Source organism: Roseovarius faecimaris (genome assembly GCF_009762325.1).
Classification (GTDB): Bacteria; Pseudomonadota; Alphaproteobacteria; order Rhodobacterales; family Rhodobacteraceae; genus Roseovarius; species Roseovarius faecimaris.
In genome coordinates this window covers 3,355,434-3,380,250 of record NZ_CP034348.1, presented here as the reverse complement: position 1 = coordinate 3,380,250, position 24,817 = coordinate 3,355,434, and the positions used below count along the sequence as shown (strand labels likewise).

15 protein-coding genes are annotated in these 24,817 nt (G+C 64.0%); 6 read left to right on the top strand and 9 right to left on the bottom strand.

The genetic code is table 11. The features are described 5' to 3' along the window. The first annotated feature begins 5 nt into the window (after positions 1 to 5). The 5 genes from EI983_RS16895 (at position 6) to EI983_RS16875 (ending at position 14,800) form a co-directional block, all read left to right on the top strand. Positions 6 to 8,054 carry a type I polyketide synthase gene (locus EI983_RS16895; RefSeq protein WP_198389332.1) on the top strand — a complete coding sequence of 2,683 codons (8,049 nt, stop codon included), beginning with the start codon at positions 6 to 8 and terminating at the stop codon, positions 8,052 to 8,054. Next, on the top strand, positions 8,051 to 11,812 hold the full coding sequence (locus EI983_RS16890; RefSeq protein WP_198389331.1) for a type I polyketide synthase: 3,762 nt from the start codon (positions 8,051 to 8,053) through the stop codon (positions 11,810 to 11,812). Before EI983_RS16895 ends, EI983_RS16890 begins: the two co-directional genes overlap by 4 nt. 104 nt (positions 11,813 to 11,916) lie before the next feature. Further along, on the top strand, positions 11,917 to 12,195 hold the full coding sequence (locus EI983_RS16885; RefSeq protein ID WP_157708518.1) for an acyl carrier protein: 279 nt from the start codon (positions 11,917 to 11,919) through the stop codon (positions 12,193 to 12,195). Between the two features lie 28 nt (positions 12,196 to 12,223). Then, on the top strand, positions 12,224 to 13,828 hold the full coding sequence (locus EI983_RS16880) for an alkaline phosphatase family protein (RefSeq protein ID WP_157708517.1): 1,605 nt from the start codon (positions 12,224 to 12,226) through the stop codon (positions 13,826 to 13,828). A 45-nt stretch (positions 13,829 to 13,873) separates the two neighbouring features. Then, the gene (locus tag EI983_RS16875; protein WP_157708516.1) at positions 13,874 to 14,800 is read left to right on the top strand and encodes an alpha/beta fold hydrolase; all 927 of its coding nucleotides are present in this window, start codon (positions 13,874 to 13,876) and stop codon (positions 14,798 to 14,800) included. Between the two features lie 34 nt (positions 14,801 to 14,834). On the opposite strand, the gene zapE is transcribed toward EI983_RS16875, so the two are convergent. After that, the gene (gene zapE / locus EI983_RS16870; protein ID WP_157708515.1) at positions 14,835 to 15,893 is read right to left on the bottom strand and encodes a cell division protein ZapE; all 1,059 of its coding nucleotides are present in this window, start codon (positions 15,891 to 15,893) and stop codon (positions 14,835 to 14,837) included. 126 nt (positions 15,894 to 16,019) lie between these two features. Between zapE and EI983_RS16865 the strand changes: the two genes are divergently transcribed. Next, positions 16,020 to 17,261, top strand: coding sequence for an MFS transporter (locus EI983_RS16865; RefSeq protein WP_157709134.1), 1,242 nt, complete (start codon positions 16,020 to 16,022; stop codon positions 17,259 to 17,261). A gap of 64 nt (positions 17,262 to 17,325) precedes the next feature. Here EI983_RS16865 and EI983_RS16860 read toward each other — a convergent pair whose 3' ends face one another. From EI983_RS16860 to fghA, 8 genes are all read right to left on the bottom strand, one after another. Beyond that, positions 17,326 to 18,324 carry a PIN domain-containing protein gene (locus EI983_RS16860; RefSeq protein ID WP_157708514.1) on the bottom strand — a complete coding sequence of 333 codons (999 nt, stop codon included), beginning with the start codon at positions 18,322 to 18,324 and terminating at the stop codon, positions 17,326 to 17,328. 194 nt (positions 18,325 to 18,518) lie between these two features. After that, positions 18,519 to 19,454, bottom strand: a complete 936-nt coding sequence (locus EI983_RS16855; protein WP_157708513.1) for an alpha/beta fold hydrolase — start codon at positions 19,452 to 19,454, stop codon at positions 18,519 to 18,521. Beyond that, entirely contained in the window at positions 19,451 to 20,368 is a 918-nt protein-coding gene (locus EI983_RS16850; RefSeq protein ID WP_157708512.1) for an ornithine cyclodeaminase family protein, read from the bottom strand. The genes EI983_RS16855 and EI983_RS16850 overlap by 4 nt, the downstream gene beginning before the upstream one ends. Next, a complete protein-coding gene (locus EI983_RS16845; protein WP_157708511.1) occupies positions 20,365 to 20,985 on the bottom strand; it encodes an HAD family hydrolase in 621 nt (206 codons plus the stop codon). The genes EI983_RS16850 and EI983_RS16845 overlap by 4 nt, the downstream gene beginning before the upstream one ends. Next, complete coding sequence (locus EI983_RS16840) at positions 20,982 to 21,926, bottom strand: DMT family transporter (RefSeq protein WP_157708510.1); 945 nt, start codon at positions 21,924 to 21,926, stop codon at positions 20,982 to 20,984. The genes EI983_RS16845 and EI983_RS16840 overlap by 4 nt, the downstream gene beginning before the upstream one ends. A 64-nt stretch (positions 21,927 to 21,990) precedes the next feature. After that, positions 21,991 to 22,437: a YaiI/YqxD family protein gene (locus EI983_RS16835; protein WP_157708509.1), complete on the bottom strand. Its 447-nt coding sequence runs from the start codon at positions 22,435 to 22,437 to the stop codon at positions 21,991 to 21,993. A 69-nt stretch (positions 22,438 to 22,506) separates the two neighbouring features. Beyond that, positions 22,507 to 23,934: a Si-specific NAD(P)(+) transhydrogenase gene (gene sthA / locus EI983_RS16830; protein ID WP_157708508.1), complete on the bottom strand. Its 1,428-nt coding sequence runs from the start codon at positions 23,932 to 23,934 to the stop codon at positions 22,507 to 22,509. Between the two features lie 3 nt (positions 23,935 to 23,937). Beyond that, on the bottom strand, positions 23,938 to 24,771 hold the full coding sequence (gene fghA / locus EI983_RS16825) for an S-formylglutathione hydrolase (protein ID WP_157708507.1): 834 nt from the start codon (positions 24,769 to 24,771) through the stop codon (positions 23,938 to 23,940). Positions 24,772 to 24,817 lie beyond the last annotated feature (46 nt).

Here is a 24,817-nt window from a genome sequence, read left to right as displayed (position 1 = left end):
GTGCGGTGCTGCGCGCAGCCGAGAGGGCCGGTGCGGTCGGGATCTGGCAGCTTCCGTCCGGGCTTGGCAAAGCGTCCCTCGCGTCCGAGCTCGAACGCTTTGCCGGGGTCGGGATTACGCGGTTCGGGGTGGCGGTTGCTGATCTGTCTGTGCTGGCACTCCTCAAGGATGTTCCCGAAGGCGCCGTGACACATGTCATCGCTTCTGCGGATGTGCTGCAGGGTGCTGCGGCCCGCCTGCGCGCCCTGCCAAAAGGGGTGGCGCTCTGGGCCGAAATCACGCGCTGGTCCTCCGACCTTGCGTCCTTGCCCAAACGCGTTGATGGCTTTGTGCTCAAGGGCCATGAATGCGCCGGTGTGGTCAGCGAACAGACCACCTTCGTGCTGCTGCAAGAGGCCCGTGGCAAAACCGACAAACCGCTCATTGCCCGTGGCGGGATCACCCCCGTCACCGCTGCCGCTTCCGCCGTGGCCGGTGCGGCCGGTGTGATGCTCGACGATCAGATCATGCTGCTGCCCGAGGTGGGTTTGACCTATGCCGCGCTGCGTCAGCGGATCTCGGGCATGTCGGGCTCGGAAACCGTGCAGATCGAGGACCTGCGCGGCGGGGCTTACCTGCGTGGGTTCGCCCTGCAGCCGCGCGAGGTGGAGCCGGAGCTGACCCGCCGCATGCAGGCCGACCCCGAGGCGCTTCTCTCCGAGGCGGCATCGCTTTGCTGGTCTGATGGCAATCTGCATCCGGGCGGGCAGGGCCTGACACTCGCCTCCGGTATTCTTCGCCGCCACGGCACGCTGGGCCGCCTCATCGCTGCCCTGCGCCGCGCCTGGGCCGAACAGCCCGCCGCCGCCGCCGCGCGCGCCGTCTTGCAGGAGGCCAGCCCGCTGGCCCAGGCCAACGGCACCCGCTACCCGATCTTCCAGGGCCCGATGACGCGCGTCTCGGATGTGTCCGATTTCTTCGTGCGGGTGGGCGAGGCCGGTGGCCTTCCCTTCGCGGCGCTGGCGCTTCTGAAGGGCGAACAGACCGAGGCGCTGCTGAAACAGACCAAGGCGCAGATGGGCGATATGCCCTGGGGCGTCGGCCTGCTGGGGTTTGCCGGTCCCAAGGTGCTTGGCCCGCAATTCACCGCCATCGAGGCGCATCGCCCCGATTTCGCTATTGTCGCGGGGGCCCGCATCGACCAGCTCGACAAGCTGGAGGCGCTGGGCATTCGCGCCTACGCGCATGTCGCCGCCGCCTCGCAGCTCACCCACTACCTTGATGAGGGTTGCACCCGGTTCGTGATCGAAGGCCGCGAATGCGGCGGCCATATCGGCCCGATGTCGAGCTTCGTGCTGTGGAGCGCCATTCTCGATGCGCTGGACCAGCATGGAGTCACCCGGAAAACGCCTCAGAAGATACAGCTCATTTTTGCGGGCGGTATTCACGATGCGGTCTCCGCCGCCATGGTCTCGGCCCTGGCCGAGCCTTTCGCCGCGCGCGGCGTGCAGATCGGCGTGCTGATGGGCACGGCCTATCTCTTTACGCCGGAAATCGTCGACTCCGGCGCTATCGTGCCCGATTATCAGGAGGTGGCGCTGGCCACCGAAACCACCCAGTCGCTCTGGGAAGGGCCGGGATTTGCCAGCCGCTGCGCCACCACCCCCATCGCCGAAGAATTCCGCGCCCGCCGGGCCGAGCTTCAGGCCAAGGGGGCCACGATCACCGAGATCAAGGATGCGCTGGAACATTATACGCTGGGCCGCCTGCGCATGGCCACCAAGGGGCTGGCGCGCACGGGCCCCGATGGCAAGCTGACCGAGATCGGCCAGGATCAGCGCCGCGCCGAAGGCATGTACATGATCGGCCAGGTCGCCGCGCTGCGCGACAAGGTTCAGACCATCGCCGAACTGCACGAAAGCGTCTCTGTCGGCTCTGCCGAGTATCTGCGCGCCATCGCACCCGAGGCGGCCCCCCCGGCGCAGCCGAAGGCGCCGAAGCCCGCCGATATCGCCATTGTCGGCATGTCGACCCTGCTGCCCGGCTCTGACACGCTTGAAAGTTACTGGCGGCGGATCACCAGCGGTGAAAGCGCCATTCGCGAGATCCCCAGGGACCGCTGGTCGCTGGTTGGCTATTTCGACGAAGACCCGAAACGGCGCGACAAGATTTATTCGATGCGCGGCGGCTTTTTGCCCGATATCCCCTTCAACCCGCTCGATTACGGGATCCCGCCCACCTCGATCCCTTCGGTGGATCCGATGCAGCTTCTGACGCTGGAAGTGGTGCGGGACGCGCTGGATGACGCGGCCCTGGGCGGCGATCTGGCCATCGACCGCGAGCGCATGTCGGTTGTCTTCGGCTTCTCCGGCGGGCTGGGGGAGACGGGCGCGCAATATGCCACCCGCTCCGAGCTGACCCGCCTCATGGGCGAGGTGCCCGAAGAGCTGCTGAGCCGCCTGCCCGAATGGACCGAGGACAGCTTTGCCGGGCTTCTGCCGAATGTCTCGGCGGGCCGTGTCGCCAACCGGTTCGATCTGGGCGGGTCCAACCAGATCGTCGATGCGGCCTGTGCGTCCTCTCTCGCCGCGCTTTATGCGGCGGTGCAGGAGCTGGAGACCGGCCGCGCCGACGCGGTGATCGCGGGCGGGGTGGATACGCTGCAATCGCCCTTCGGGTATCTGTGTTTTGCCAAGACCACGGCGCTGTCACCCCGTGGCGTTTGCAACACCTTCGATCAGGCCGCCGACGGGATCGTGATCTCCGAAGGGCTCGCTGCCGTGGTGCTCAAGCGGCTTGCCGATGCCGAGCGTGACGGTGACCGGATCTATGCGGTGATCAAGGGCGTCGGCGCGTCGTCGGACGGACGGGCCAAGGGCCTGACCGCGCCCCTGCCCAAGGGGCAGAAACGGGCCCTGCGCCGCGCCTATGAGCAGGCCGGCTTCGCCCCCGGAACGGTGCAGCTTTTCGAGGCGCATGGCACCGGCACCGTGGCGGGCGACAAGGCCGAACTGGAAACGGTGAGCGGTATTCTCGACGGCTCCGGCGTGCCCGAGCGCTCGGTTGCGATCGGCTCGGTCAAGACGCTGATCGGCCACACCAAGGCCAGCGCCGGGATCGCCGGGATGATCAAGGTGGCACTTGGTCTGCATCACCGGACCCTGCCGCCGCATGCCCTCGTGAAAGCCCCCAACGCGGTGTTCGAGGCCGAGGACACGCCGCTCTTTCTCAGCCAGGTACCGCGGCCCTGGATCGTGCCGCAAGACCAGCCGCGCCGCGCGGGTGTCAGCGCCTTCGGCTTTGGCGGGACGAATTTCCATGTTGCGCTGGAGGAGTATGCCGACGCCGCGCAACCCGCCCCGCTGGCCGAGATGGGTGCAGATCTGGTGCCTTTCGCGCTGGCCGCGGACAGCCGCGAGGGTCTGACCCGGGCGCTTGGACGGCTCAAGGCCGAGATGAGCAAATCACCGGGCGCACCGCTGGCCGGGCTGGCCGAGATCCTCTTCGCCCCTGACGGGCCGCATCGGCTCGGCTTTGTCGCGACCTCGCGCGAAGACCTTCTCGACTACGTGGACCTGGCGCTTGGCTTCCTGACGACAGACAGTACCGCGCCGCCCGAGGGCCTGTTTTATTCCGACGCTCCGGCTCTGCAACAGGGCGGCAAGCTGGCGTTCCTTTTCTCTGGTCAGGGCGCGCAATATCCGGATATGCACCGGCAGACGGCCCTTCTGGCGCAGCCCCTGCTGGCCCGCCTCTGCCGGGCCGAGACGCTGCTGGGCGATACACCCACCTTCCGCAAACTCGCCCGGCCGCTGGCGCGGCTGATCTACCCGGGCGACAGTTTTACACCCGAGCAACGCAAGCGCCAGATGGCGGCGCTCACCGCTACCGATGTGGCCCAGCCCGCCCTTGGAGCGATTGAGACCGGCCTGGCCGATATGCTGGCTACGCTTGGCGTCACGCCCGACCTCGCCGCCGGTCATTCCTATGGCGAGTTTGCTGCTCTCTGCGCGGCTGGCGCGCTCGGCTATGACGACCTGATCCGCCTCAGCGAGGCCCGTGGCCGGGCTATGGTTGAAAACTCAGACCCGGACAAACCCGGCGCGATGATCGCCGTAAAGGCGGACGAGGCCGCGACGCGTGAGGCGGTCGGTGCGCTCAAGGACGTGACGATCGCCAATCTCAACAGCCCGGTGCAGACGGTGATCGCAGGCAGCGAAGCGGCGATGGACCAGGCCGCAGAGGTGCTGAAAAAGGCCGGTCTCAGCGCGGTTCGGGTGCCGGTCAGCCAGGCCTTCCACTCGCCGCTCATGGCTCCGGCGAAGACACAGTTTGCCAAGGCCATTGGCAAGGCCGCATGGGCCGCACCGCGTGTGCCGGTCTATTCCAACGTCACCGCCGAGCCGCATGAGAGCGACCCGAAGCGGATCGCCGACGCCATGGCCGATCACCTGGTCAGCTCTGTCGATTTCGTCACGCAGGTGCGCAACATGGTGCGCGATGGCGCACGCGTCTTTGTCGAGGTCGGGCCCAAGTCGATCCTTGCCGACCGCGTGGGCGAAATTGTCGAGCAAGACGGGATCACCTCTATCGCGCTCGACGCGGGCAAGGGCGATGCGGCGGCCTTCATGGCGGGCCTTGCCCGGCTTTTCGTGGCCGGTGCGGCTGTCGATTTGCCCGCGCTCTGGATGCAGCTTGCCCGCCCCGGCCCGCGCAACACCGGCGAGGCCGGCCCGAACACCTGGTATCTGAACGGCGCCTATGCCCGCCGCGCTGATGCCCCCCTGCGGGATGTCGAGCCGCCCGCCCCCGGAACGATCCCCCTTGGCAGCGGTGTGCCTGCCGAAGCCACAGATGATGAGGAGTTGGAGTTTATCGAGATGAAACCCGATCTGACCTTCCCGCCGCCCGGAGCCGCGCCCGTCGCGGGGCAGGGCGATATGATGAGCAGCTATCACGCGATGATGACCGAATTCCTGCGCGTGCAGGAAAGCGTGATGCGGGCCTATCTGCAATCGGGCGGGGCGCCGCTGCCTGCCGCGATGCCGCAGATGCCCGCCGCCCCTGCCGCCATGCAACCCGTGCCGCAGCCTGTGCCGCAACCCGTGGCCCAACCTGTCCCGCAGCCCGTTGCTGCGCCGGTTGCTGCGCCGGTCGCGGCCCCTGCGCCGGTGGTCGAGGCTCCGGCCGCACCTGAGACCGCGCCCGCCGCGCCCGCGCCGACAGCGGCCCCTGCCGCCATGAACCGCGAGGACACGCTGGCCGCCTTCATCGGGATCGTCGCTGACAAGACCGGCTACCCGGCGGATGCGCTCGACCCCGATCAGGCACTTGAGGCCGACCTGGGCGTCGATTCGATCAAGCGCATGGAGATCCTCTCGACCATGCAGAAATCCCTGCCCGAGGATCTGGCCCAGGCGATGCGCGGCGATATGGACGCGATCAGCCAACTGGCGACGATGCGCGAAATCGTGGATCACGTCTTCGACACCGCCGGTAACGGCGGGGGAGAGGCCGCCGCGGCAAAACCCGAGGGCACGGACCCTTTTGATCATGCCGGGGAGGCCGAGACATCCGCTCGCGCGGTGCTTCCCCGGTATATTCAGGTGCCCTTCGCCGAGGCGGCGCACCATGTGCCGTCCGATCTGCCTCAGGACATGCCCATCGTCCTGACGCCAAGCGATGACGGGTTTCACGAGGCGCTGAGCGCCGCGCTTTCGGAGATGGGCCACCCTGTGACACTCCTGCCTGCCGATCGGCCCGACCTTGGCGCTTGGGTGGCAGGGCAGGCTTTCGATGGCCCTGTCGCGCTGATCCATCTGACCGGCCGGGCCCATCTGCCCGAGGACGCGTTCGGGGCGCTCGACGCGTGGCACGATGCCCATGAGGCGGGCACGAAGGCTGTCTTTGACCTGTTGCAGGCCCTTCAGCCGCATCTGCAATCCGGCGGGCGCGTTGTCGCCGTAACGCAGAGCGGCGGCCATTTCGGCCGCGGGGCCGAAGGCGCCGATGCGCCCATGTTGTCCGAGCCCGGTGTGATCGGGTTAATCAAGGCGCTGTCCCTCGAATGGCCCGAATGCAGCCTCAAGGCGGTTGATCTCGACCCCGCCGAGCAGACGCGGGCGCAGATTGCCCATGTAATGCGTGAGCTGACCATGCGCGCGGGCCGCCGTGAAGTGGGCTATCCGGGCGGCGTGCGCACGATTTTCCGCACCGAACCCGCCGCGACCGAGCCGCCGCTTGAGCCGGTGCTGACCCCCGATCGGGATTGGGTGATCCTCGCCTCGGGCGGCGCGCGGGGGATCACCGCCGAATGCCTGCGCACGCTCGCGCCTTCGGGGGCGACGCTGGTTCTTCTGGGCCGCTCGGCCCGCCCCGAGCCGGAGCCCGAAGAGCTGCGCGCGCTCGACATACCCGGCCTGCGCGCCCATTTGCTCGGGCGGGCTCGCGACGCGGGGGAGAAGGTCAAACCGGCGCAGATCGAAGCGCAGGTGAACCGCCATCTGGCGCTGCGCGACATGGACACCAACCTGCGCGATTTTACCGCCATGGGGGCGACGGTCGATTACCGCGCCGTCGATGTGTGTGACGCCGGGGCGGTGCAGGCGCTCTGTGCCGATCTGATGGCGCAATATGGCCGGATCGACATGGTCGTGCATGGCGCGGGGCTGATCGAGGATACCCAGTTCGAGAAGAAAACCCGCGAGAGCTTTGACCGCGTCTTCGACACCAAGGTCGACAGCGCGCTGACCCTGGTGACAGCCGCGCGCAACCCGCATCTCAAGGGGCTGTGTTTCTTCACCTCCGTCGCCGGGCGCTATGGCAACCCCGGTCAGGCCGATTATGCCGCCGCCAACGAGACGCTGAATTTCTATGCCCGCTATCTCGCCAGCCACGTCCTGCCAGAGTGCCGCGTCGCCGCCATCAACTGGGGCCCCTGGGCCGAAACGACGACGGGCGCCGGCATGGTCACCGAAAGCACCCGCGCGCAGTTCCTGTCGCGGGGCATTGGCATGGTCGAGGCGATCCCGGGCCGCGAATATTTCTGGCGCGAAATGTTCTGGGCCGACCGGGATCAGGTGGAAACCTCCGGCTGGGTCGCTGATGGCGAAGCGATGGAATCGGCGGTCTGCGCCTTGCCGCCCGCCCCGGATGCCCTGCCCGCGCCCTCGGGCCTGCTGCTTTTGAACGGTGCGCAGCGCGATACTGACAGGCTTTTGTGGCGCTTTGACATGGTCAGCGCGCCCTTTACCGACGATCACCGCTTTGACCGTCATGCGGTTATGCCCATGGCCGGCATGATGCAGGTCTTCAGCGAAGTGCCGCGCGCCTTCGGCATCGACCGCCCGGTTGTGGCGCTGCACGATCTGCGGATGCTGCAGGGGCTCACGCTCAAGGACGGCCCGCTCGATCTGTGCGTGGAACTGACCGAGGGCGCCTCGGCCGACCGGATGCAGGCCCGCGTGCTGTCGACCGATGACAAACCGCGTGTGCTTTACGAGGCAGAGCTGGCCCTGGCCGACGGCCTTCCGGAACCGTCGTCGCTCAGCCCGTCCGAGGTCTCGGATATCACCCCCTGGACCGGTGCGGCGATGGATGACCTTTATGCCCGCTGGCTCTCGCACGGGCCGCGCTTTCAGGTGCTCGACGAGGTGCTGGCGCTCGATGCCACCCGCATCCGCGCGCTGGCCCATCGGTCCGAGCCCGGCAGTTTCGTGGCGCATGGGGCCGGGCAGGACTGGTCTTTCGACCCCGGGCTGATCGACGGAATGCTGCAACTGCTCTGGGTGTGGAGCCGATCGCAACACGATTTCTCCGGTCTTCCCCTGAGTGCTGCGACCGTGCAGCGCTTTGCGGCCGACACATCCGGCCCGATCCGGCTTGAGCTTGATGACCTCACGCTTGATGTCACCAATGAGCTGACGGCCAATGCCCGCGCCTTCAACAGCGCAGGCCAGGCGCTTTATCAGCTCAGCGGGATCCGCGTTCAATGTACTCGGGTGCTCAACCGCCTGAGCGGCGGCTGGCCCGGTGGCAAACGCGCGCAACAGGATCTGCGCCAGGTGGCCGAATGACCTCGTATAGCGGTGATATCGCCATTATCGGCATGGCGGGTGTCTATCCCCAGGCCGAGGATATCGATGCCTATTGGGCCAATATCCTTGCCAAGCGGGACGCGGTGACCGAAGCGCCGCCCGACTGGCTCGGGCTTTCAGAGCTGCTCGATCCGGATTCTGACGACCTGATGAGCATCTACACCAATCGTGGCGGGTTTCTGGGCGATCTTTCACGCTTCAACCCGGCGGAGTTCGGCACCATGCCTGCTTCGATCGACGGGGCGCAGCCGGATCAGATGATGGCGCTGCAGATCTGCGCCGATGCCCTGAATGACGCGGGTTATCGCGCGGGCGAGGCCGACCATACCGGCACCGGTGTGATCCTGGGGCACTCGGTCCATGCCCATCGCGCCAATACCAACGGCGTGCAACAGGCGTGGTATCACGACCAGTTGCGCAACTTCCTGGCGCGGCTTTTCCCGCATGTGGAGCGCGCCCGGCTGCATGAGGTGACCGACCTTCTGAAATCCAAACTGCCGCCCATCCCGCCCGAGGCGGTGCCGGGTCTTGTGCCCAATGTGATGACCGGGCGCGTCGCCAACCGGCTTGACCTGATGGGCCCGAATTACATCATCGACGCGGCCTGTTCATCCGCGCTCATCGCGCTCGAACTCGCCGCCGGAGAGTTGCGTGCGGGCAATGCGCGTCTGATGCTTGCCGGCGGGGTCAACACCACCACCTCGCCGCTGGTCTATTCAGTCTTCTGTTCGGTCGATGCCCTCTCGCGCAGCGGCACAATCCGCCCCTTCAGCACCGACGCAAACGGCACGGTTCTGGGGGAAGGGGCCGGGGCTGTCGTCCTCAAGCGGCTTGAGGACGCACTGGCGGACGAAGACCGGATCTATGCGGTGATCAAGGCGGTCGGTCAAAGCTCTGACGGTAAATCCTCGGGCCTCATGGCGCCGCGCCTTGAGGGTGAAGTGCTGGCCATGCGGCGCGCCTATGAAATCAGCGGGCTTGATCCGGCCAGCATCGGCCTGGTTGAGGCGCATGGCACCGGCATCCCCCTTGGCGACCGCACCGAAGTCACCGCCCTGCGCCAGATTTTCGGCGAGCGGCAGGGCGATGTGCCGACCATTCCCATTGGTTCCGTGAAGTCGATGATTGGCCACTGCATTCCGGCAGCCGGGTCCGCCTCGATCATCAAACAGGCGCTGGCCCTGACGCACCGGATCATCCCGCCCACGCTCTGCGATGAGATCAACGGCGATCTTGGGTTTGAGGGCACACCCTTTTACGTTTCGACCGAGGCGCGCCCCTGGGTGCGCTCGTCCGACGCACCGCGCCGCGCGGCCGTCAACGCTTTCGGCTTTGGCGGGATCAACGCGCATCTGATCCTTGAGGAAAGCCCGGTCGGCATGCACGCCGATGCCACGGCCGCCTTCCTGCCCCGCGCGGTGGACGCCGCACCGGTTGAGCAGGTCTTTGTGCTGACCGCCGAGCCTGCCGATATGGCCGAGGCCGTCGCCACCCTGCAAACCCAGGCCGAAACCGCCCAGGATTTCGCCGGGCTGGCGCGGGACAGCTGGGCCAGGGCCTCGGACGCGCCCGCCCGTCTTGCCGTGATTGCCGCCGATCCGGCAGAGCTTGCCAAAAAGCTCGCCACCGCCGCCAAGCATTTCGCAAAAGACCCGCACGCCGCCCTGCAAACCCGCAACGGCGTCTATTACGAACCCGCCCGGATGGAGGGCAAGACAGCCTTCCTCTTCCCCGGTGAGATGGCGCAATATCCCGGCATGATGGCCGATGCGGTCATGGCCTTTCCGCAGGTGCGCCGGTGGTTCGACCTCGTGGCTGGGCTGTTCGAGGGTAAACGCGACATCCGTCTGCAGGACGTCGCGTTCCCGCCGCCCACCTGCGTGGATGAGGCCGGACAGGCGCGGCTCGACGCGCTGCTGCACAGCGTCGATTACGGCTCTGAAATGGTCTTTGCCGCCGATCAGGCCGTGTTTGGTCTGCTCACCGATCTTGGGATCAGGCCCGATGCGCTTCTGGGCCATTCCACTGGCGAGAATGCCGCGATCGTTGCCTCTGGCTGGTTCGGTATGTCGCGCGACCAGGTGGGCGCGATGATTGCCCGCATGAACGAGGTGTTCAATGCGGTGAACGGGTCCGGCGAGATCCCCGAGGGTCAGCTTCTGACCATCGCGGGGCTGGCGCGGGACGAGTTCACCGCTGCTTTCGAGCGCCACCCGGGCCTGCATTTCACCATGGATAACTGCCCCAATCAGGCGATTGTCTTTGGCCCGGCCGAGGCGGTTGCCGCGCTTCAGGCTGATGTGGTCGCGCAGGGTGCGGTCTGTACCACGCTGCCCATCTCCTGGGGCTATCACACGGAATATGTGACCCCGATGGCCGAAGGTTTCGGCGCGCTCTTTGCCGATCTCAAGATGCAGCCGGGCGCGGTGGATATCTATTCCTGCGCCACGGCTCAGCCCTTCCCGCGCCGTCAGAAGGCGTTTCATGACACGGCGATCGCGCAATATACCTCGCGTGTCGCGTTCCGCGAAGCCATTGAAAACATGTATGACGCGGGCTTCCGGCGCTTTGTGGAATGCGGACCCAACGCCACGCTGACCGCCTTTGTGCGCGACACGCTGCCGGGCAAGCCGGTGGTCATCGTCTCCGCCGATAACCGGCGCCGGGGCATGGTCGCTCAGCTTCGGCATCTCGTCGCACAGCTCTTTACCTCGGGGCTTGATCTTGATTATCCCGCGCTGCTCGACCCGCGCGAGACCGCCGATACCCTGCGCCGGGCCGAAACCCGGACCAAACGCCGCAAGGCGCGTTTCCTGCCGTCCAACCTGCCATTCCCGGTGCTGGACGAGGCCGAGGCAGAGAGCGTGCGCGCGCTTCTGGGGGCGAATGCTGCCCCAGCAGCGCTGGCAACGCCCGCTGTGCAGCACAACGGCACCGCCGCTGTCGGCCAGCACCTGCAGATGATGCAGCAGTTCCTGGGCGGGCAAGAGCGTGTCGCCCATGACGCCCTTGGCACGGCCCCCGCCCGTCGCCAGATCGAAGTGCTTGACCTCACGCCGCAATTCGCCCTGCCGATGGCCTATCGCGCTTATCTCATGCGCGGCACGCCGTCTTCCAGCGCGATGGCCCGGCACCTGGCGGATGAAGAGAAGGCACAGGCACGCGATATGGCCGCCAAAGGTGAGGACGCCGCCGCCTGGCAGCACTGGTCGCTTAGCCGACTGGCGGTCAAACGCGCCGCCCGCGAGATACTGGCCCAGGCCGATATGCCGCTCACCGACGCGCAGATCTGCATCGCCAAGACCGAGGCCGGCGCCCCCATCGTCACCCTTCCCGACGCGGGGCTACAGCTCTATGGCACTTCCATTGCCCATTCGGGCGGCGTTGGTGTGGGGGCGGTGGCGGCCCACCCCTGGCGCATCGGGGTCGATTACGAGACCCCCGACCGGATTCGCGAGCCCGCCAATTTTCTTGACGCCATCCTGTCCGACCGCGAAGCCGCCCGCCTTCCCATTCGCCCTGACGCAGACAGCGCCGTCCTGCTCTGGTCGATCAAGGAAGCTGCGGCCAAGACGCTCGGGCAGGGCCTGCAAGGTCGCCCGCAGGACTTCGAAATCGTTGAATTTGATGCAAGCAGCGCGGTGGCCAGGGTTGCAAATCAGGGTCTGACGGTGGATACACGCTCGGGTCGCGTGGGGCCGGGGATCTGTTCCTTTGGCTACCTGCTCTCGGCATGAGACCGCTCGTGTCGGCCAGGTGGACCACCCTTGCGTATTTGGCGCTGCACTGCAGCGACCTGTTGAGGTATAGACAAGACCAGACGAGCGATTGAGAGAGTCGAATGACCGCGAATACAATAGAAGAAACGGTGATCAGCACCCTTGAGGCGTTCATCCAGGATTGGGGTCTCGATGCCGAGATCACCCCCGAGACAACGATTGTCGAAGACCTCGAATTCGATTCCATCGACGTGATCCAGTTCACCGTTGAGCTCGACAAGGCGTTCGGGAACCGCAAGATCGGCTTTCAGGAGCTGTTGATGAAAGACGGCCGCTATGTCGACGATCTTTCAGTGGCCGAATTTGCCAGCTTCCTGCAAGGCAAGCTCGCCACCGCCTGAGCCGGTTTCACTTAAGGTAGGACTTCTCATGCCCAAGACGCTTCTCATCGGTCTCGATGGCGCCACCTTTACCGTATTGCAGCCCTTTCTCGACGGCTCCTGCGAGGAAGGTGTCGTCATGCCGTTCCTCGCGGACCTGATCGAAGGCGGCTATTCGGCCGTGCTGAAATCCACCAATCACCCGCTGACCCCGCCCGCCTGGACCTCGGTCTGCACCGGCCGCACGCCCGGACATCACGGCATCTATGACTTTGTCCGTTTCGAGGACATGGGCAACGAGATGTTCTTCACCCTCTACGACGCGCGCGACATTCGCACCGAAACGCTGTGGAACGTCGCGGGTCGCGCGGGCAAGACGGTCGTGTCGCTGAACTTCCCGATGATGGCCCCGCCCGAAGAGGTCAACGGCGCGCTCGTGCCCGGCTTCGTGTCGTGGAAACACCTGCGCCGCAACACTTATCCCGATACACTCTTTGACCGGATCAAGCAGATCGACGGGTTCGATCCGAAAGAGCTGAGCTGGGATTTCGAGCGCGAGAGCCAGATCGGCGAAGCGATGCCCGATGATGAACTGTTCACCTGGGTCGACCGCCACCTGCCCCGTGACAAGCAATGGTTCAACATCGGCAAGCACCTGCTGGAAGAGGACGGCCCCGATCTCTTCGCGCTGATGCTGGACGGCACCGACAAGATCCAGCACCAGGCCTGGCATCTGCTCGACCCCGCCGAATGGGATCCGGCCTCCGGAGAAAGCCGCCAACGCGTCCGCGCGCTGGTGGTGGAGTATTTCCGGCAGGTCGATGGCTATCTCAGGGGGCTGCATGAGGCCGCCGGGGATGATTGTCATATGGTCATCGTTTCCGACCACGGCTTCACCGGCTCGACCAAGGTCGTTCGCGTCAACAAGTACCTGGAATCGAAGGGCTATCTCAAGTATCGCCCGCATGACGGTTCTGACGCTGCCAAGCGCCGCGACATGGCCAATTTCGCCAATCTCGACTGGGAGGTGAGCCGCGCCTTCTGTCCGACGCCTTCCTCCAACGGGATCGTCATCCGCAAACAGACGATGCAGAACCCCAACGGCGTGGCCGAGGATGAGTACGAGTGGTTCCGCGACAAGCTGATCGCCGACCTTCTGGCCATGACCGACCCCGAAACCGGCGAGAAGGTCATCGCCGAGGTGCTCAAGCGCGAAGATGCCTTCCCAGGTGAGGCGATGGAAAACGCGCCTGACCTGACGCTGATCCTTTGCGATCACGGGTTCGTCTCCGTGCGCAACCTTGAGCCGCAGGTGATCACCCGCCCCGTGCCCATCGGTACCCACCACCCGGATGGCATTTTCATCATGTCCGGCCCCGGCGTGCAGGCCAAACGCGGCGAGGTCATGTCGATCGTCGACACGACAGCGGTTGTGGCCCATGCGATGGGCATGGACATCCCCGAAGAGTTTGAGGGCCACGTGCCGCAGGATCTCTATACCGCCGATTGGCTTGCCGATCATCCGGTGCGCATCGCCGGCCATACCGACGCGGGTGCCGCTCCCAAGGCCCACGCGACGGACGAGGATATCTCGGACGACCAGCGCGAGGAAATGCTGGCCCAGCTGCGGCTTCTGGGCTACCTCGAAGACTGATCCCGCGCGGCACTCCCGCCGCCCCGTCAGGCAAAGGCCCTCACCATGCCCCGTATCGAGGTCAATGGGACAGTGCTCAATGTCACCCACCTGCCGCAGCGGCGCGGGCAGGGGGGGACGCCTTTGCTGTTCGTGCACGGGCTCGCCGCGTCTTCGGCCTTCTGGTACATGGCCGGCGCGCCGCTTCTGGCGCGTCTGGGGGATTGCCTGCTTTATGATCTGCGCGGCCACGGCAAAAGTGCCGTGCCCGATGACGGGTTCGGCGTGACGACGATGGCGAATGACCTGCTTGGCCTTATGGATCAGCTCGAGCTGCCCCGCGTGCATCTGGTGGCGCACAGCTTCGGCGGCATGATCTCGCTTCTGGCCGCTCTGAAGGCGCCCGAGCGGGTGGCGTCGCTGATCCTGGCCGATGTCCGCGTGCGCCCGCTACAACAGAAACTGGATCTTCCCGTCCGCAAGATCCCGCCGCGTCTGGCCGAACGGCTGGAAAAGATCGGCGTCGAGATGCAAAGCATTTCGGATCAGGATGACGGGATCGACTATCTCAAGACCGTCGCTAGGATCCAGCTTGCCGCGGGCGAGGAGGCCAATGAGCTTCTGCGTGAGATCTACCATCACCCGCAACTTTTCCGAAACCGCAAGACCGCCGAGAAATGGATCGCCCTGACCGAACGCGCCTCTTTCGTCGAGGACCTCAAACATGGCGAAAGCTTTACCGCGCGTGACCTCAAGGCGCTGACCCAGCCGATGCTGGTGATGTATGGCACGCGCTCCACCACCGGCCCTTCCGCGCAGGCGATCAGTCGGCTTTGCCGCAACTCGATCCTGCATCCTGTCCCCGATGTGGGCCATTTCTTTCCGATGACACAGCCGCGCCTCTTTCTCAGACCCGCTGCCCGTTTCCTGCGCGCGGTCAATGCCGGGCGCAGCTCGTTCCCCAAAACTGTCGGACCGTTGAGCCGGGACTGAGAAAATTCGTACGAATTTTCTTTGCCCCGGTGGCTCAGATCGCGCCCCACTCTTCCGATTGCATCTCCCGCAACCGGCTCGCGGTGCGTTCAAATTCGAACGTGCCCTCGCCTTCGACATAGAGGAATTCGGGCGCCGCAGCGGCAGAACAGATCAGCCGCACCTTCGCCTCGTAAAGCGCGTCGATCAGGGTGACAAATCGTTTGGCCTCGTTGAAATTTGACCGGCCAAGCTGCGGGATGTTCTCCAGCACCAGCACCCGGGCGGCCTCGGCCAGCGCCAGGTAATCCGCCGGGCCCAGCGGCTTGCCGCAAAGATCATAAAAGCTGGCCCGCGCGACGCCATTGTGAAAGCCCGGGATCATGACCTCGCGCTTGTTGACGATCAGCGGCAGGGGGGCGGCCTGCCCGCCTGTCAGATCCTGCCAGACCGCCTCGATCTGCGCCCGCGCATTGTCGTTGATGGGCGTGAAATAGCTCGGGCTGCCGGCCAGCTTGTCCTGCCGGTAATCGGTGGGGCTGACCATCTCATGCACCACCATCCGATCTTCCAGCAGCGCGATGAAAGGCAGGAAAAGCTGCCGGTTCAGCCCGTTTTTGTAGAGATCGTCCGGCACCCGGTTCGACGTCGTCACCACCACAACGCCTGCCGCAAACAGCGCCTCGAACAGCCGCCCCACGATCATCGCATCGGTAATATCGGTGATCTGCATCTCGTCAAAGGCCAGAAGCCTGACGCTCTTTGCCACCTCCGCCGCCACCGGGGCCAGCGCATCCTCCACGCCATTTTGCCGCGCGGTGTGCATGCCCTTGTGGATCTCCTGCATGAAGGCATGGAAATGCACCCGCCGGTTGGGCACATCAAGGCTGTCGACGAACATATCCATCAGCATGGACTTGCCGCGCCCGACCCCGCCCCAAAGGTACAACCCTTTCGGCGGCTCCGGCGCCTTGCGGAACCAGCCCGACTTGACCGGCGCCGCCAGCCCTGCGCGGATGCGTTCGAACTCCGGCAAAACCGCCTCCTGCGCGGCATCACGGGTCAGGGCGCCATCGGCCACGGCACGGGCGTAAAGGGTGGGCAGCGTGTCCATACCGCCCTCCTACCGTGCCTTTGCGCAGAGGGAAAGAGACGCGATTTGGTGATGGGGCGGATCACAATCGTTGAGTTGACGCAAATCCCGATTGCCCGCAGATTGACGCGGTTGACAGGAGGCATGATGCAGAAAACCGCCCCACTCTTCACGCCGGTTCTGATTGTCGGCTGTGTGATTATCCTGGTGTCCTTTGCGGTGCGCTCGGCCTTCGGGGTGTTCCAGATCCCCATTGCCGAAGAGTTCGGCTGGCTCCGGGCAGAGTTTTCCATGGCCATCGCCATCCAGAACCTCGCCTGGGGCATCGGGCAGCCCTTCTTTGGCGCCATTGCCGAGCGGATCGGCGACCGCAAGGCGATTTTCCTCGGGGCGCTCCTTTATGCGGCGGGGCTGATCCTGTCGTCTTTCGCCGTGACCCCGGAGGCGCATCAGATGCTCGAAATCCTCGTAGGTTTCGGCATTGCAGGCACCGGCTTTGGCGTGATCCTCGCCGTGGTGGGCCGTGCCAGCAGTGACGAGAACCGCTCGATGAGCCTCGCCATTGCCACCGCCGCAGGCTCGGGTGGGCAAATCTTTGGGCCTCCTCTGGCGGAATTCATGCTCACCCAAATGAGTTGGCAGGCGGTGTTTGTCATCTTCGCGGGGCTGATCCTTTCGCTTCTGCTGCTTCTGCCGATGATGCGTGCGCCCAAGCTTGCCAGCCGCTCGGAACTGGAGCAGAGCATGGGCGAGACGCTCTACCGCGCCTTTCGCGACCCCTCCTTTACGCTGATCTTCCTCGGCTTTTTCTCCTGCGGGTATCAGCTTGGCTTCATCACGGCGCATTTCCCGGCCTTCGTGACCGAGATGTGCGGCCCCATCGCAGCAGGAAGCCTGTTGCACGGGCTGGGGATCACCACCACCTCGGCCTTGGGCGCCGTGGCCATTTCTGTGATTGGACTGACCAATATCGGGGGCGCGCTTCTGGCAGGTTATCTCGGCAAGACATATTCCAAGAAATACCTGCTCGCGTCGATCTATACCGGTCGCACTCTGGTCGCTGCGGCCTTCATCCTCACGCCGATCACGCCTGCATCCGTGCTGCTGTTTTCCGCCGCCATGGGCGCGCTCTGGCTGGCAACAATTCCACTGACATCCGGCCTCATCGCCCATATTTACGGGCTGCGCTATATGGGCACGCTGTATGGCATCGTGTTTTTCAGCCACCAGCTTGGCAGTTTCATGGGCGTCTGGCTAGGCGGTCGGATGTATGATGCGTTTGGCGATTACACGATGGTGTGGTGGATCGGCGTGGGCGTCGGCGCCTTCAGCGCCATCGTGCACCTGCCGGTGAAGGAAGATCGCGGAGAGGCGATGCAGACGGCTTAGCAGGTCGAAGCTGCCGTTCGTTCAAAAGACTGGAATGTCTGCCGCCAGCCCGAAACCGACGCTGCTAAAACGGAATTTCATCGGGGATTGGGTCAGGCGACGCCTCCACCAGCGTTAGTATTTCCTCCAACTTCTCTTTCGAGGCAGTATTCATTGCATCGCCGTACTTACCCAAGATTCCTTTGTAGAATTCCATGACGTCATCGTCGTCGATTATCCACCCAACCTGATTGTTCAGTTCTGCAATGCTGACCAACTCTTCAATCTGATGCACCGGAAAATCAGTGACCTTGCTCAAAGAGGCGATAACGGCGTGTGTAGTCGCAAATGAGCCAGACTGTGCTAATTGTTCGACGAGAGTGGCAGTCTTTACGTCGCTGGCGAGGTGGATATGCGGGAACTTGTCCTTCAGGAAGTCAGACAGCGACTTGTAAAAATGAATGTCAGACTCCTTCTTTTCCTCCCATTCATCTAAAAGGAATGCGTTCAGAGCATCGCCATCAATTGGTGAACAGAAATCTCCGTCTCCTGAGATGAACATGAGGTCTTGATTGTCAGGAACACCCGCAAGCAAAGACTCCCAATTGATTTCATCGCCAAGTGTAACCTTCTTTTTCCCCGGTGGATTACCAAGCCGAAACCGCTTGATCGCAGCATCATATAGTTCCTTCGCGGGTTCAATTTCCTGTGACTTCCCAAGTAGGTTATCAATCAGCAAATCAGCGGCGAGACAGCGGCCTTTCACATCGTCCATCGCCTTTTGAACCAACTCGGCGTGCTTTTTGTTCGCATCGTTGATGTGCGCGCGTAGCTCTTCGTATTCATCGTAGTGCTTACAAAAGGCAGGGAACGAAAGCTTAAAGCTGGTCTTCCTGAAATCCCGCATCGCGTCAGATATTTTAGCATCGCGGTTGCGCTTGACCTCTTCTCGGAGTTGAGGTGACGAGAACAAAACAATGTCGCCGTTTTCGACCAACGCCACGAGTTTCTTCAGTTCTTCAATGTCGCCGCCACTGAGGTGGTAAAAATCTAAGAATATGTTGGCATCAATGAACAGGTTCATTCGTCAATCTCGTTTTTCTTTGTTGCTGCACGAGAGACAGTCATACTCCATCGACATTACGGCCTTCAACTCTTGATTGATGTGCTCGGGCCCTCATTAAACTTCGCGATGTCCGCTCCCTGCGCGTTGGCGACCTTAGGAAACCTTGCAGCATCGGTCAAAGTGGGCTCGAACCGGCCAAATCCCTGTTGCCCTCAATCCCGCATCAGGTCCCGCATCGCATACAGCACCTCATCGGAATGCGTATAGGCCAGCCCGTGTCCGGCGCCCTCGATCACCTCGTGACGTGCCGCGCGGTTCCATTGCGCAAGTTTGCCCATCGCGCTGATCGGGATCACCTCATCGTCGCGCCCCCAGATCGCCAGCACCTGAATGCCCTCGCGCCCGATCTCGCGATGCGTCTCCTCCAGGTCTTCTTCGATCATGCCCCGCATCGAGGCGGTCACCGCCGGAATGAAGCCGCGGTAATTGATTTCGTTCTGCTGCAGATCGACAATACCCTCCACCGCCGAAGGCAGATCGCGCTCTTCCTCGGTCGATTGCCGCAGGGAGCGGCCATAGAGCGCCAGCATCATCCACCGGCCCAGCCAGGGGCGCTGCTGCACCAGCCGCACGATCGGGCCAAGGTCATGGCCCATCCCCGCCGGAGCCAGCAGAACCATCTGCCGCAGCTTCTCTGGATAGGTGCCCGCAAAGGCCGTGATGACCGCGCCGCCCATGGAATACCCGACAAGCGTCACGTCCTCCTCGACCTCCAGCGCCTCCAGCAGATCAGCGAGCTGCGCCACGAAGAACGGCCCGTCCTGCGGCCCGCGCGGGCGGTCGGAATAGCCGCGCCCGTAAAGGTCATAGACCAGTACGCGAAACCCAAGCTTGCCCAGCCCGGCGGCAATCGGACCCCAGACAAAAGAGGGCGTGGTCAGACCATGCACACAGACGGCCACCGGCCCGCGCGACGAGCCAAGCCACTGATAATGCGTGAGCCCGCGCGAAAGCTTGATGAACTCGCCCGGCGCCGCCCGGCGCAGCTCATCGGTCATCTTCGGCTTGCGCGCCTCCAGCCAGAACGGCCAGATGATCACCGCCGCAACCACCGCCAGAAGCAGAAACAGCAATATCCACCAGATCATGCCGCTGCCCTCCAGGCGTCGAGGATATAGCGCGACGTCATCAGGTCCAGATGCGCGCCGCCGCCATTCTTGAACAGCGTGATCTCTTCGTCGGAGTGGCGGGCAAAGGCAGCCCACTCATAGAAATCCGCCTGCACGTCTTCGCGGGCGATCACCCCTGTTTCCAGCGGAATCCTCAACTCACCGATATGGCCAAGGGTCGTGTCGTAACTGTCGACGAAGACTCGTGCGCGCCGCATGGCGGTGTCGTCCACCTCTCGCATGTCCGGGCGATAGGCGCCGATCAGGTCGATATGCTGGCCCGGCCGGAACCACTCGCCCTTCAGCAACGGCTCGGTCGACATGGTGGCCGATGTGACGATATCGGCCGCGCCCACGGCGGCCTCCAGGTCGTCCGCCACCTTCAGCCCCGGACAATCCGCCGCCATCGCCTCGGCATTGGCCGCTGTGCGGTTCCAGACGGTAAAGCGCGCACCCGGAAAGCCCGCTGAATAGGCCTGCCACAGGTTCCGGCCCACCGTACCCGCGCCCACGATCAGGATCTCCTGACTGTCGGGCCGGGCGAGGCGCCGCGCCGCCATCAGGCTGTCGCCCGCTGTCTTCCATTTCGTCACCAGATGGAAATCGACAATCGCCTCAAGGCTGCCATCCTCGTCACTGAACAGGCTCACCGCGCCGCCGATCATCGGCTTGCCCTTGCCGGGGTTGCCCGGAAACACCGTGGCCGATTTCACCGCCAGCCCCATCCCGTCGATCCAGGCCGACCGGTTCAGAAGCGTGTCGGGATCGCGGTAAAGAAACGTATCGGCAATCTCGGCCTTTTGCAGCCTGTGCCCCGCCTCCAGCGCATTGGTGAGGGCGAGCCAGTCCAGATTGGCCTCCCCTTCTTCAAAGGGAATGATCGTGATGCTCATCGTGCCTCATCCTTGGTCAGCAATCCTGCGTTTATCAGAACTTGCGCCCATCTGTCCGCGCCGTCAAACAGATGTGTTTGCCAGCCGCGCGCCTGGGCCGCCTCGATGTTCTCCGGCCGGTCATCGGTGAACAAAAGAGCGCCGGGCGCCACACCCGTTTCCGCCTCGAGCGCGGCGTAGAGTCCCGGCTCCGGCTTGATCATCCCCATATGCCCCGAGATGAAGGACCGGTCGAACTCATTCAGGAAAGGATAGGCCGCCCGGGCGACTTCAAAGGTTTCGACCCCGAAATTGCTGAGTGCGAAAACCGGCACGCCCTTGTTCTGCAAGGCCCTCATCAGCCGCGCCGAGCGATCAATCGCCGGGCTGGCCAGGCTGAGCCATTCGTCGCGCCAGACCCGGATATCCGCCGCCCAGCTTGGGTGATCGGCGGCCAGCGCCTCGACCGCGTCATGCAGGTTCAGCCCGCGATCCACCTCCAGGTTCATCGCGTGAATCTGCGTCTCCTTGAAAAATCTTGCCGACCTCTCGGCCCCCAGACGCGCGTGATAAACCCGCTCCGGTGCCCAGGTGATCAGCACATTGCCGATGTCCAGAACCACCGCTTCAACCGTCACACCGCCCGCCTTTGCTTGATTGTCTCACGCCACAGCAGGAACAGCCCGGAGCCCAGGATCAGGCCCATGCCTGCCCAGCTCCATGCATCAGGCCAGGTGTCGAAGATCGTGACACCCCAGAAGATGGCCATTAGCATCGCCACATATTCGAAAGGTGCCGCATAGGCCGCCTCGCTCAGCCGGTAGGCCTGCCCGATGAGGAACCCGCCCGCCACGCCGGTCACACCCAGCATGATCAGCACCCACCAGTCTCCGGGGGCCACCGGGGCCCAGGCCCGGAACAGGAACTCCAGCGCTGGCCCCCCGGTCCCGGCATAGCGCCCGTCACCGATGGCCACCCCGACAGAGGCGCTGACCAGGATGAACGTCACCAGGATGTAAAAGGCCATGGTGGCCGCACTTTCCGTGTCCTTGATATAGCGCGACAGGATATGCAGAGCGCCGTAGAAACAGGCGGCAATCGCCGGCAGGAGCGAGGCCAGCTGAAACGCCGTCGTGCCCGGCTTGACGATCAGCAGCACGCCGGCAAAGCCCACCGCGATGGCCAGCCAGCGCCGAGGACCCACATGTTCGCCCAGAAAGATCACCGACATCACCGCCACCACCAGCGGTGCTACGAAATAGATCGCCACCGCATCGGCGATAGGCAGCGAAGCCAGCCCGAGAAAAAGGCAGGTATTGGCAATGACCACGCATAGCCCGCGCGCCATGTGGATGAACGGCCGCCGCGTGCGCAGCACCGTCCAGCCCCCGGCAAAGGGCATGATCAGCGCCATGAAAGTGACAAGCCCCACCAACGACCGGATCAGCACCACCTGATGCACCGCATAGGCATCCGAGACCAGCTTGATCCCCAGATCGTTGAAGCTGAAGCAGAACGCCGCTCCAAGGGCGCAGAACGCGCCGTGCAGGTTGCTCTGGGATTGCAGCGCAGCGGTCATTCGGGTTCCGGTTCTTGTGACCGGAGGAGCAAACGTCAGCCGGAGGCGTTTGTAAACCCCGGGCTTAGCCTCCAGCCCGGCGCAGTTCGCGTTCCAGCGCATCCAGAAAGCGCGAGCGATCGGCCTTCGTGAACCCCTTTCCACCGCCCTGCCGGAAGGGATCGGCGGCGCGCAGGTCGGCCATCAGGTCGCGCGTCGCCAGCACATTGCCGATATTGGCCGCGCTCAGCGCCTCGCCATTATGCTTGAGCACCCGCGCGCCCGCCTCGACGCATTTCGCGGCAAGCGGGATGTCCCCGGTGATCACGACATCGCCCGGCCCGGCCCGGTCGGCGATCCACATGTCGGCCACATCCGGGCCATCCGGCACGATCACCGTCTCGACCAGCGGGTTCTGCGAGGGGCGAATGCCGCCATTGGAGACGATGAACATCCGTGCCCGGTGCCGCGTGCCGACCTTTTCAACCTCGGCTTTCACCGGGCAGGCATCGGCATCCACATAAATCGCCATAGAGCGCCACCTCCAAAGAAAATTCGTACGAATTTTCTCAATTCAATTTTCTTCGTACGAAGAAAATTCTCACGTCTTCCGTTTGCCTTTTACCTTGAACTCTTCGGGGATCGGCATCCGGTTGAACGCATCCAGCCCCGCGATCTTGTAGGCTTCGGCCAGGGTCGGATAGTTGAACGTGTTTTTCACGAAGTAATCCACCGTCCCCTTCAGGTTCAGCACCGCCTGCGCGATATGGATCAGCTCCGTCGCGCCTTCGCCCACGATCTGCACGCCCAGAACGCGCCGCGTCTTGAGGCTGAACAGCATCTTCAGCATCCCGTGCTCCAGCCCCATGATATGTCCACGGCTGGTCTCGCGGAACCGGGCAATGCCCACCTCGTAGGGAATGCCGCGCTCCTGCATTTCCTCCTCGGACATCCCGCAGGTCGAAATCTCGGGCACCGAGTAGATGCCATAGGGAAACCACGGGCTTTCCTCCAGGCTCGGCACGTCCAGCGCATGACAGGCCGCGACACGCCCCTGCTGCAGCGACGTCGAGGCAAGGCTCGGATGTCCGATCACATCCCCTGCCGCATAGATATGTGGCTGGCTGGTCTGATAGGTCTTGCGGTCCACCTCGATCCGGCCGCGATGATCCGTCTTGATCCCAACCGCCTCCAGGTTCAGCTTTTCCGTCGCCCCCATGCGCCCGGCAGCAAAGAGCAGCATCTCGGCGCGCACATGCCGTCCGTTCTCCAGGCTGACCTCGACATGCTCACCCGCATCCTCGATCGTCTCGATGGGCGAGCCCAGCCTGAGGTCCACCCCGTTCTCGCGGATCTGATGGGTAAACTCCTGGATCGTGCGCTTGTCGATGAAATCGAGGAAACTGTCGCGCGGCTCGATCAGCGTCACCCGCACATCGAGCGCCGAAAACATTGTGGCATATTCCACCCCGATCACCCCCGCGCCCACAACGATCAGCCCGCGCGGGATATGCGCCATCTCAAGAAATTCATCGCTATCCACGATGCTGTGCCCGTTGAACGGCACATAGTCGGGCCGGTAGGTATGGGTGCCGGTCGAAATCAGGAACCGGTCGGCAGAGAGCGTCGAGGTCTCGCCCGCCTCCGTTGCAACTTCCACCGTGTTTGTGCCGGTGAAGCGCGCAAAGCCATTGAGCGTATCCACATGGTTGCGGTTGAACTGGTGCTCCAGCACATCCACCTCGTAATCAAGTGTCTGGTGCAGCCGTCCCTTGAGGTCATCGGCGTGGATGTCATCCTTCACCCGGTAGGAGCGCCCGTAGAACGACCGCTCGCGCCAGCCCGACAGGTTCAGCACCGTCTCGCGCAGGGTTTTGGATGGGATCGTGCCGGTATGCACCGAAACCCCGCCCAGCCGGTCCTTGCGGTCGATCACCAGAACCCGGCGCTTGAGCTTACCCGCCTGGATGGCCGCCGCCCGGCCCGCGGGCCCTGAGCCGATGATGATCAGGTCATAGTGGTTGCGCATCGCTCACCCCGCATAAAGCGCCTCGGCATGGAAGGCGATGTGATCCTCCATGAAGGTCGAGACAAAGAAATAGCTGTGGTCATAGCCCGGTTGCATCCGCAGCGTGGCATGCTGGCGGCGCGCGGCACAGGCCTCGGCCAGGGCTTCGGGCCTGAGCAGGTCAATGAACTGGTCATTCGTGCCCGTATCGGTCAGGACCGGTCCGTCAAACCCTGCTTCGCGCATCATCAGGCTCGCGTCATGCCTGGCCCAGAGGCTTTCATCGTCCCCCAGATAAGCGCTCAGCTGCTTGCGGCCCCAGTCGCTTGCCGTCGGGTTGGAGATCGGCGCAAAGGCCGAGACGGACCGGTAACGGCCGGCGAGGTTCATCGCCAGGGTCAGCGCGCCATGCCCCCCCATCGAATGGCCGGTGATCGCCTGACGCTCTTCATCCACCGCGAAATTGCCGGTGATCAGGCGCGGCAGCTCCTCGGCCACATAGTCCCACATCTGAAAATGCGGTTTCCAGGGGTCCTGCGTGGCATTCACGTAAAATCCGGCACCCTGGCCCAGATCGTAACCCTCGTCATCGGCCACGCCTTCACCACGCGGGCTCGTATCCGGAAACACAAGTGCAATACCCTGCTCGGCGGCCCAGCCCTGCGCCCCTGCCTTAACCATCGCGTTCTCGTGGGTGCAGGTCAGCCCGCTGAGATACCACAGCACCGGTACCGGGCCGTCCCGCGCCTCATCGGGCAGGAACAGACCAAAGGTCATGTCACATCCGCAAGCTTCTGATGCATGGGTGTAAACCCCCTGCACTCCGCCAAAACAGGCGTTTTCCGAAACCGTTTCCATCAGGCTCTCCCTCGTTTCATCGTTCCTTCATATCCCCCTAGCACTA

What these genes read in the sequence shown, in the direction of transcription:
- EI983_RS16890 (WP_198389331.1), top strand. Translation starts at nt 8,051, where the DNA reads ATGACCTCGTATAGCGGTGATATCGCCATTATCGGCATGGCGGGTGTC.
- EI983_RS16885 (WP_157708518.1), top strand. Translation starts at nt 11,917, where the DNA reads ATGACCGCGAATACAATAGAAGAAACGGTGATCAGCACCCTTGAGGCG.
- EI983_RS16880 (WP_157708517.1), top strand. Translation starts at nt 12,224, where the DNA reads ATGCCCAAGACGCTTCTCATCGGTCTCGATGGCGCCACCTTTACCGTA.
- EI983_RS16875 (WP_157708516.1), top strand. Translation starts at nt 13,874, where the DNA reads ATGCCCCGTATCGAGGTCAATGGGACAGTGCTCAATGTCACCCACCTG.
- zapE (WP_157708515.1), bottom strand. Translation starts at nt 15,893, where the DNA reads ATGGACACGCTGCCCACCCTTTACGCCCGTGCCGTGGCCGATGGCGCC.
- EI983_RS16865 (WP_157709134.1), top strand. Translation starts at nt 16,020, where the DNA reads ATGCAGAAAACCGCCCCACTCTTCACGCCGGTTCTGATTGTCGGCTGT.
- EI983_RS16860 (WP_157708514.1), bottom strand. Translation starts at nt 18,324, where the DNA reads ATGAACCTGTTCATTGATGCCAACATATTCTTAGATTTTTACCACCTC.
- EI983_RS16855 (WP_157708513.1), bottom strand. Translation starts at nt 19,454, where the DNA reads ATGATCTGGTGGATATTGCTGTTTCTGCTTCTGGCGGTGGTTGCGGCG.
- EI983_RS16850 (WP_157708512.1), bottom strand. Translation starts at nt 20,368, where the DNA reads ATGAGCATCACGATCATTCCCTTTGAAGAAGGGGAGGCCAATCTGGAC.
- EI983_RS16840 (WP_157708510.1), bottom strand. Translation starts at nt 21,926, where the DNA reads ATGACCGCTGCGCTGCAATCCCAGAGCAACCTGCACGGCGCGTTCTGC.
- EI983_RS16835 (WP_157708509.1), bottom strand. Translation starts at nt 22,437, where the DNA reads ATGGCGATTTATGTGGATGCCGATGCCTGCCCGGTGAAAGCCGAGGTT.
- sthA (WP_157708508.1), bottom strand. Translation starts at nt 23,934, where the DNA reads ATGCGCAACCACTATGACCTGATCATCATCGGCTCAGGGCCCGCGGGC.
- fghA (WP_157708507.1), bottom strand. Translation starts at nt 24,771, where the DNA reads ATGGAAACGGTTTCGGAAAACGCCTGTTTTGGCGGAGTGCAGGGGGTT.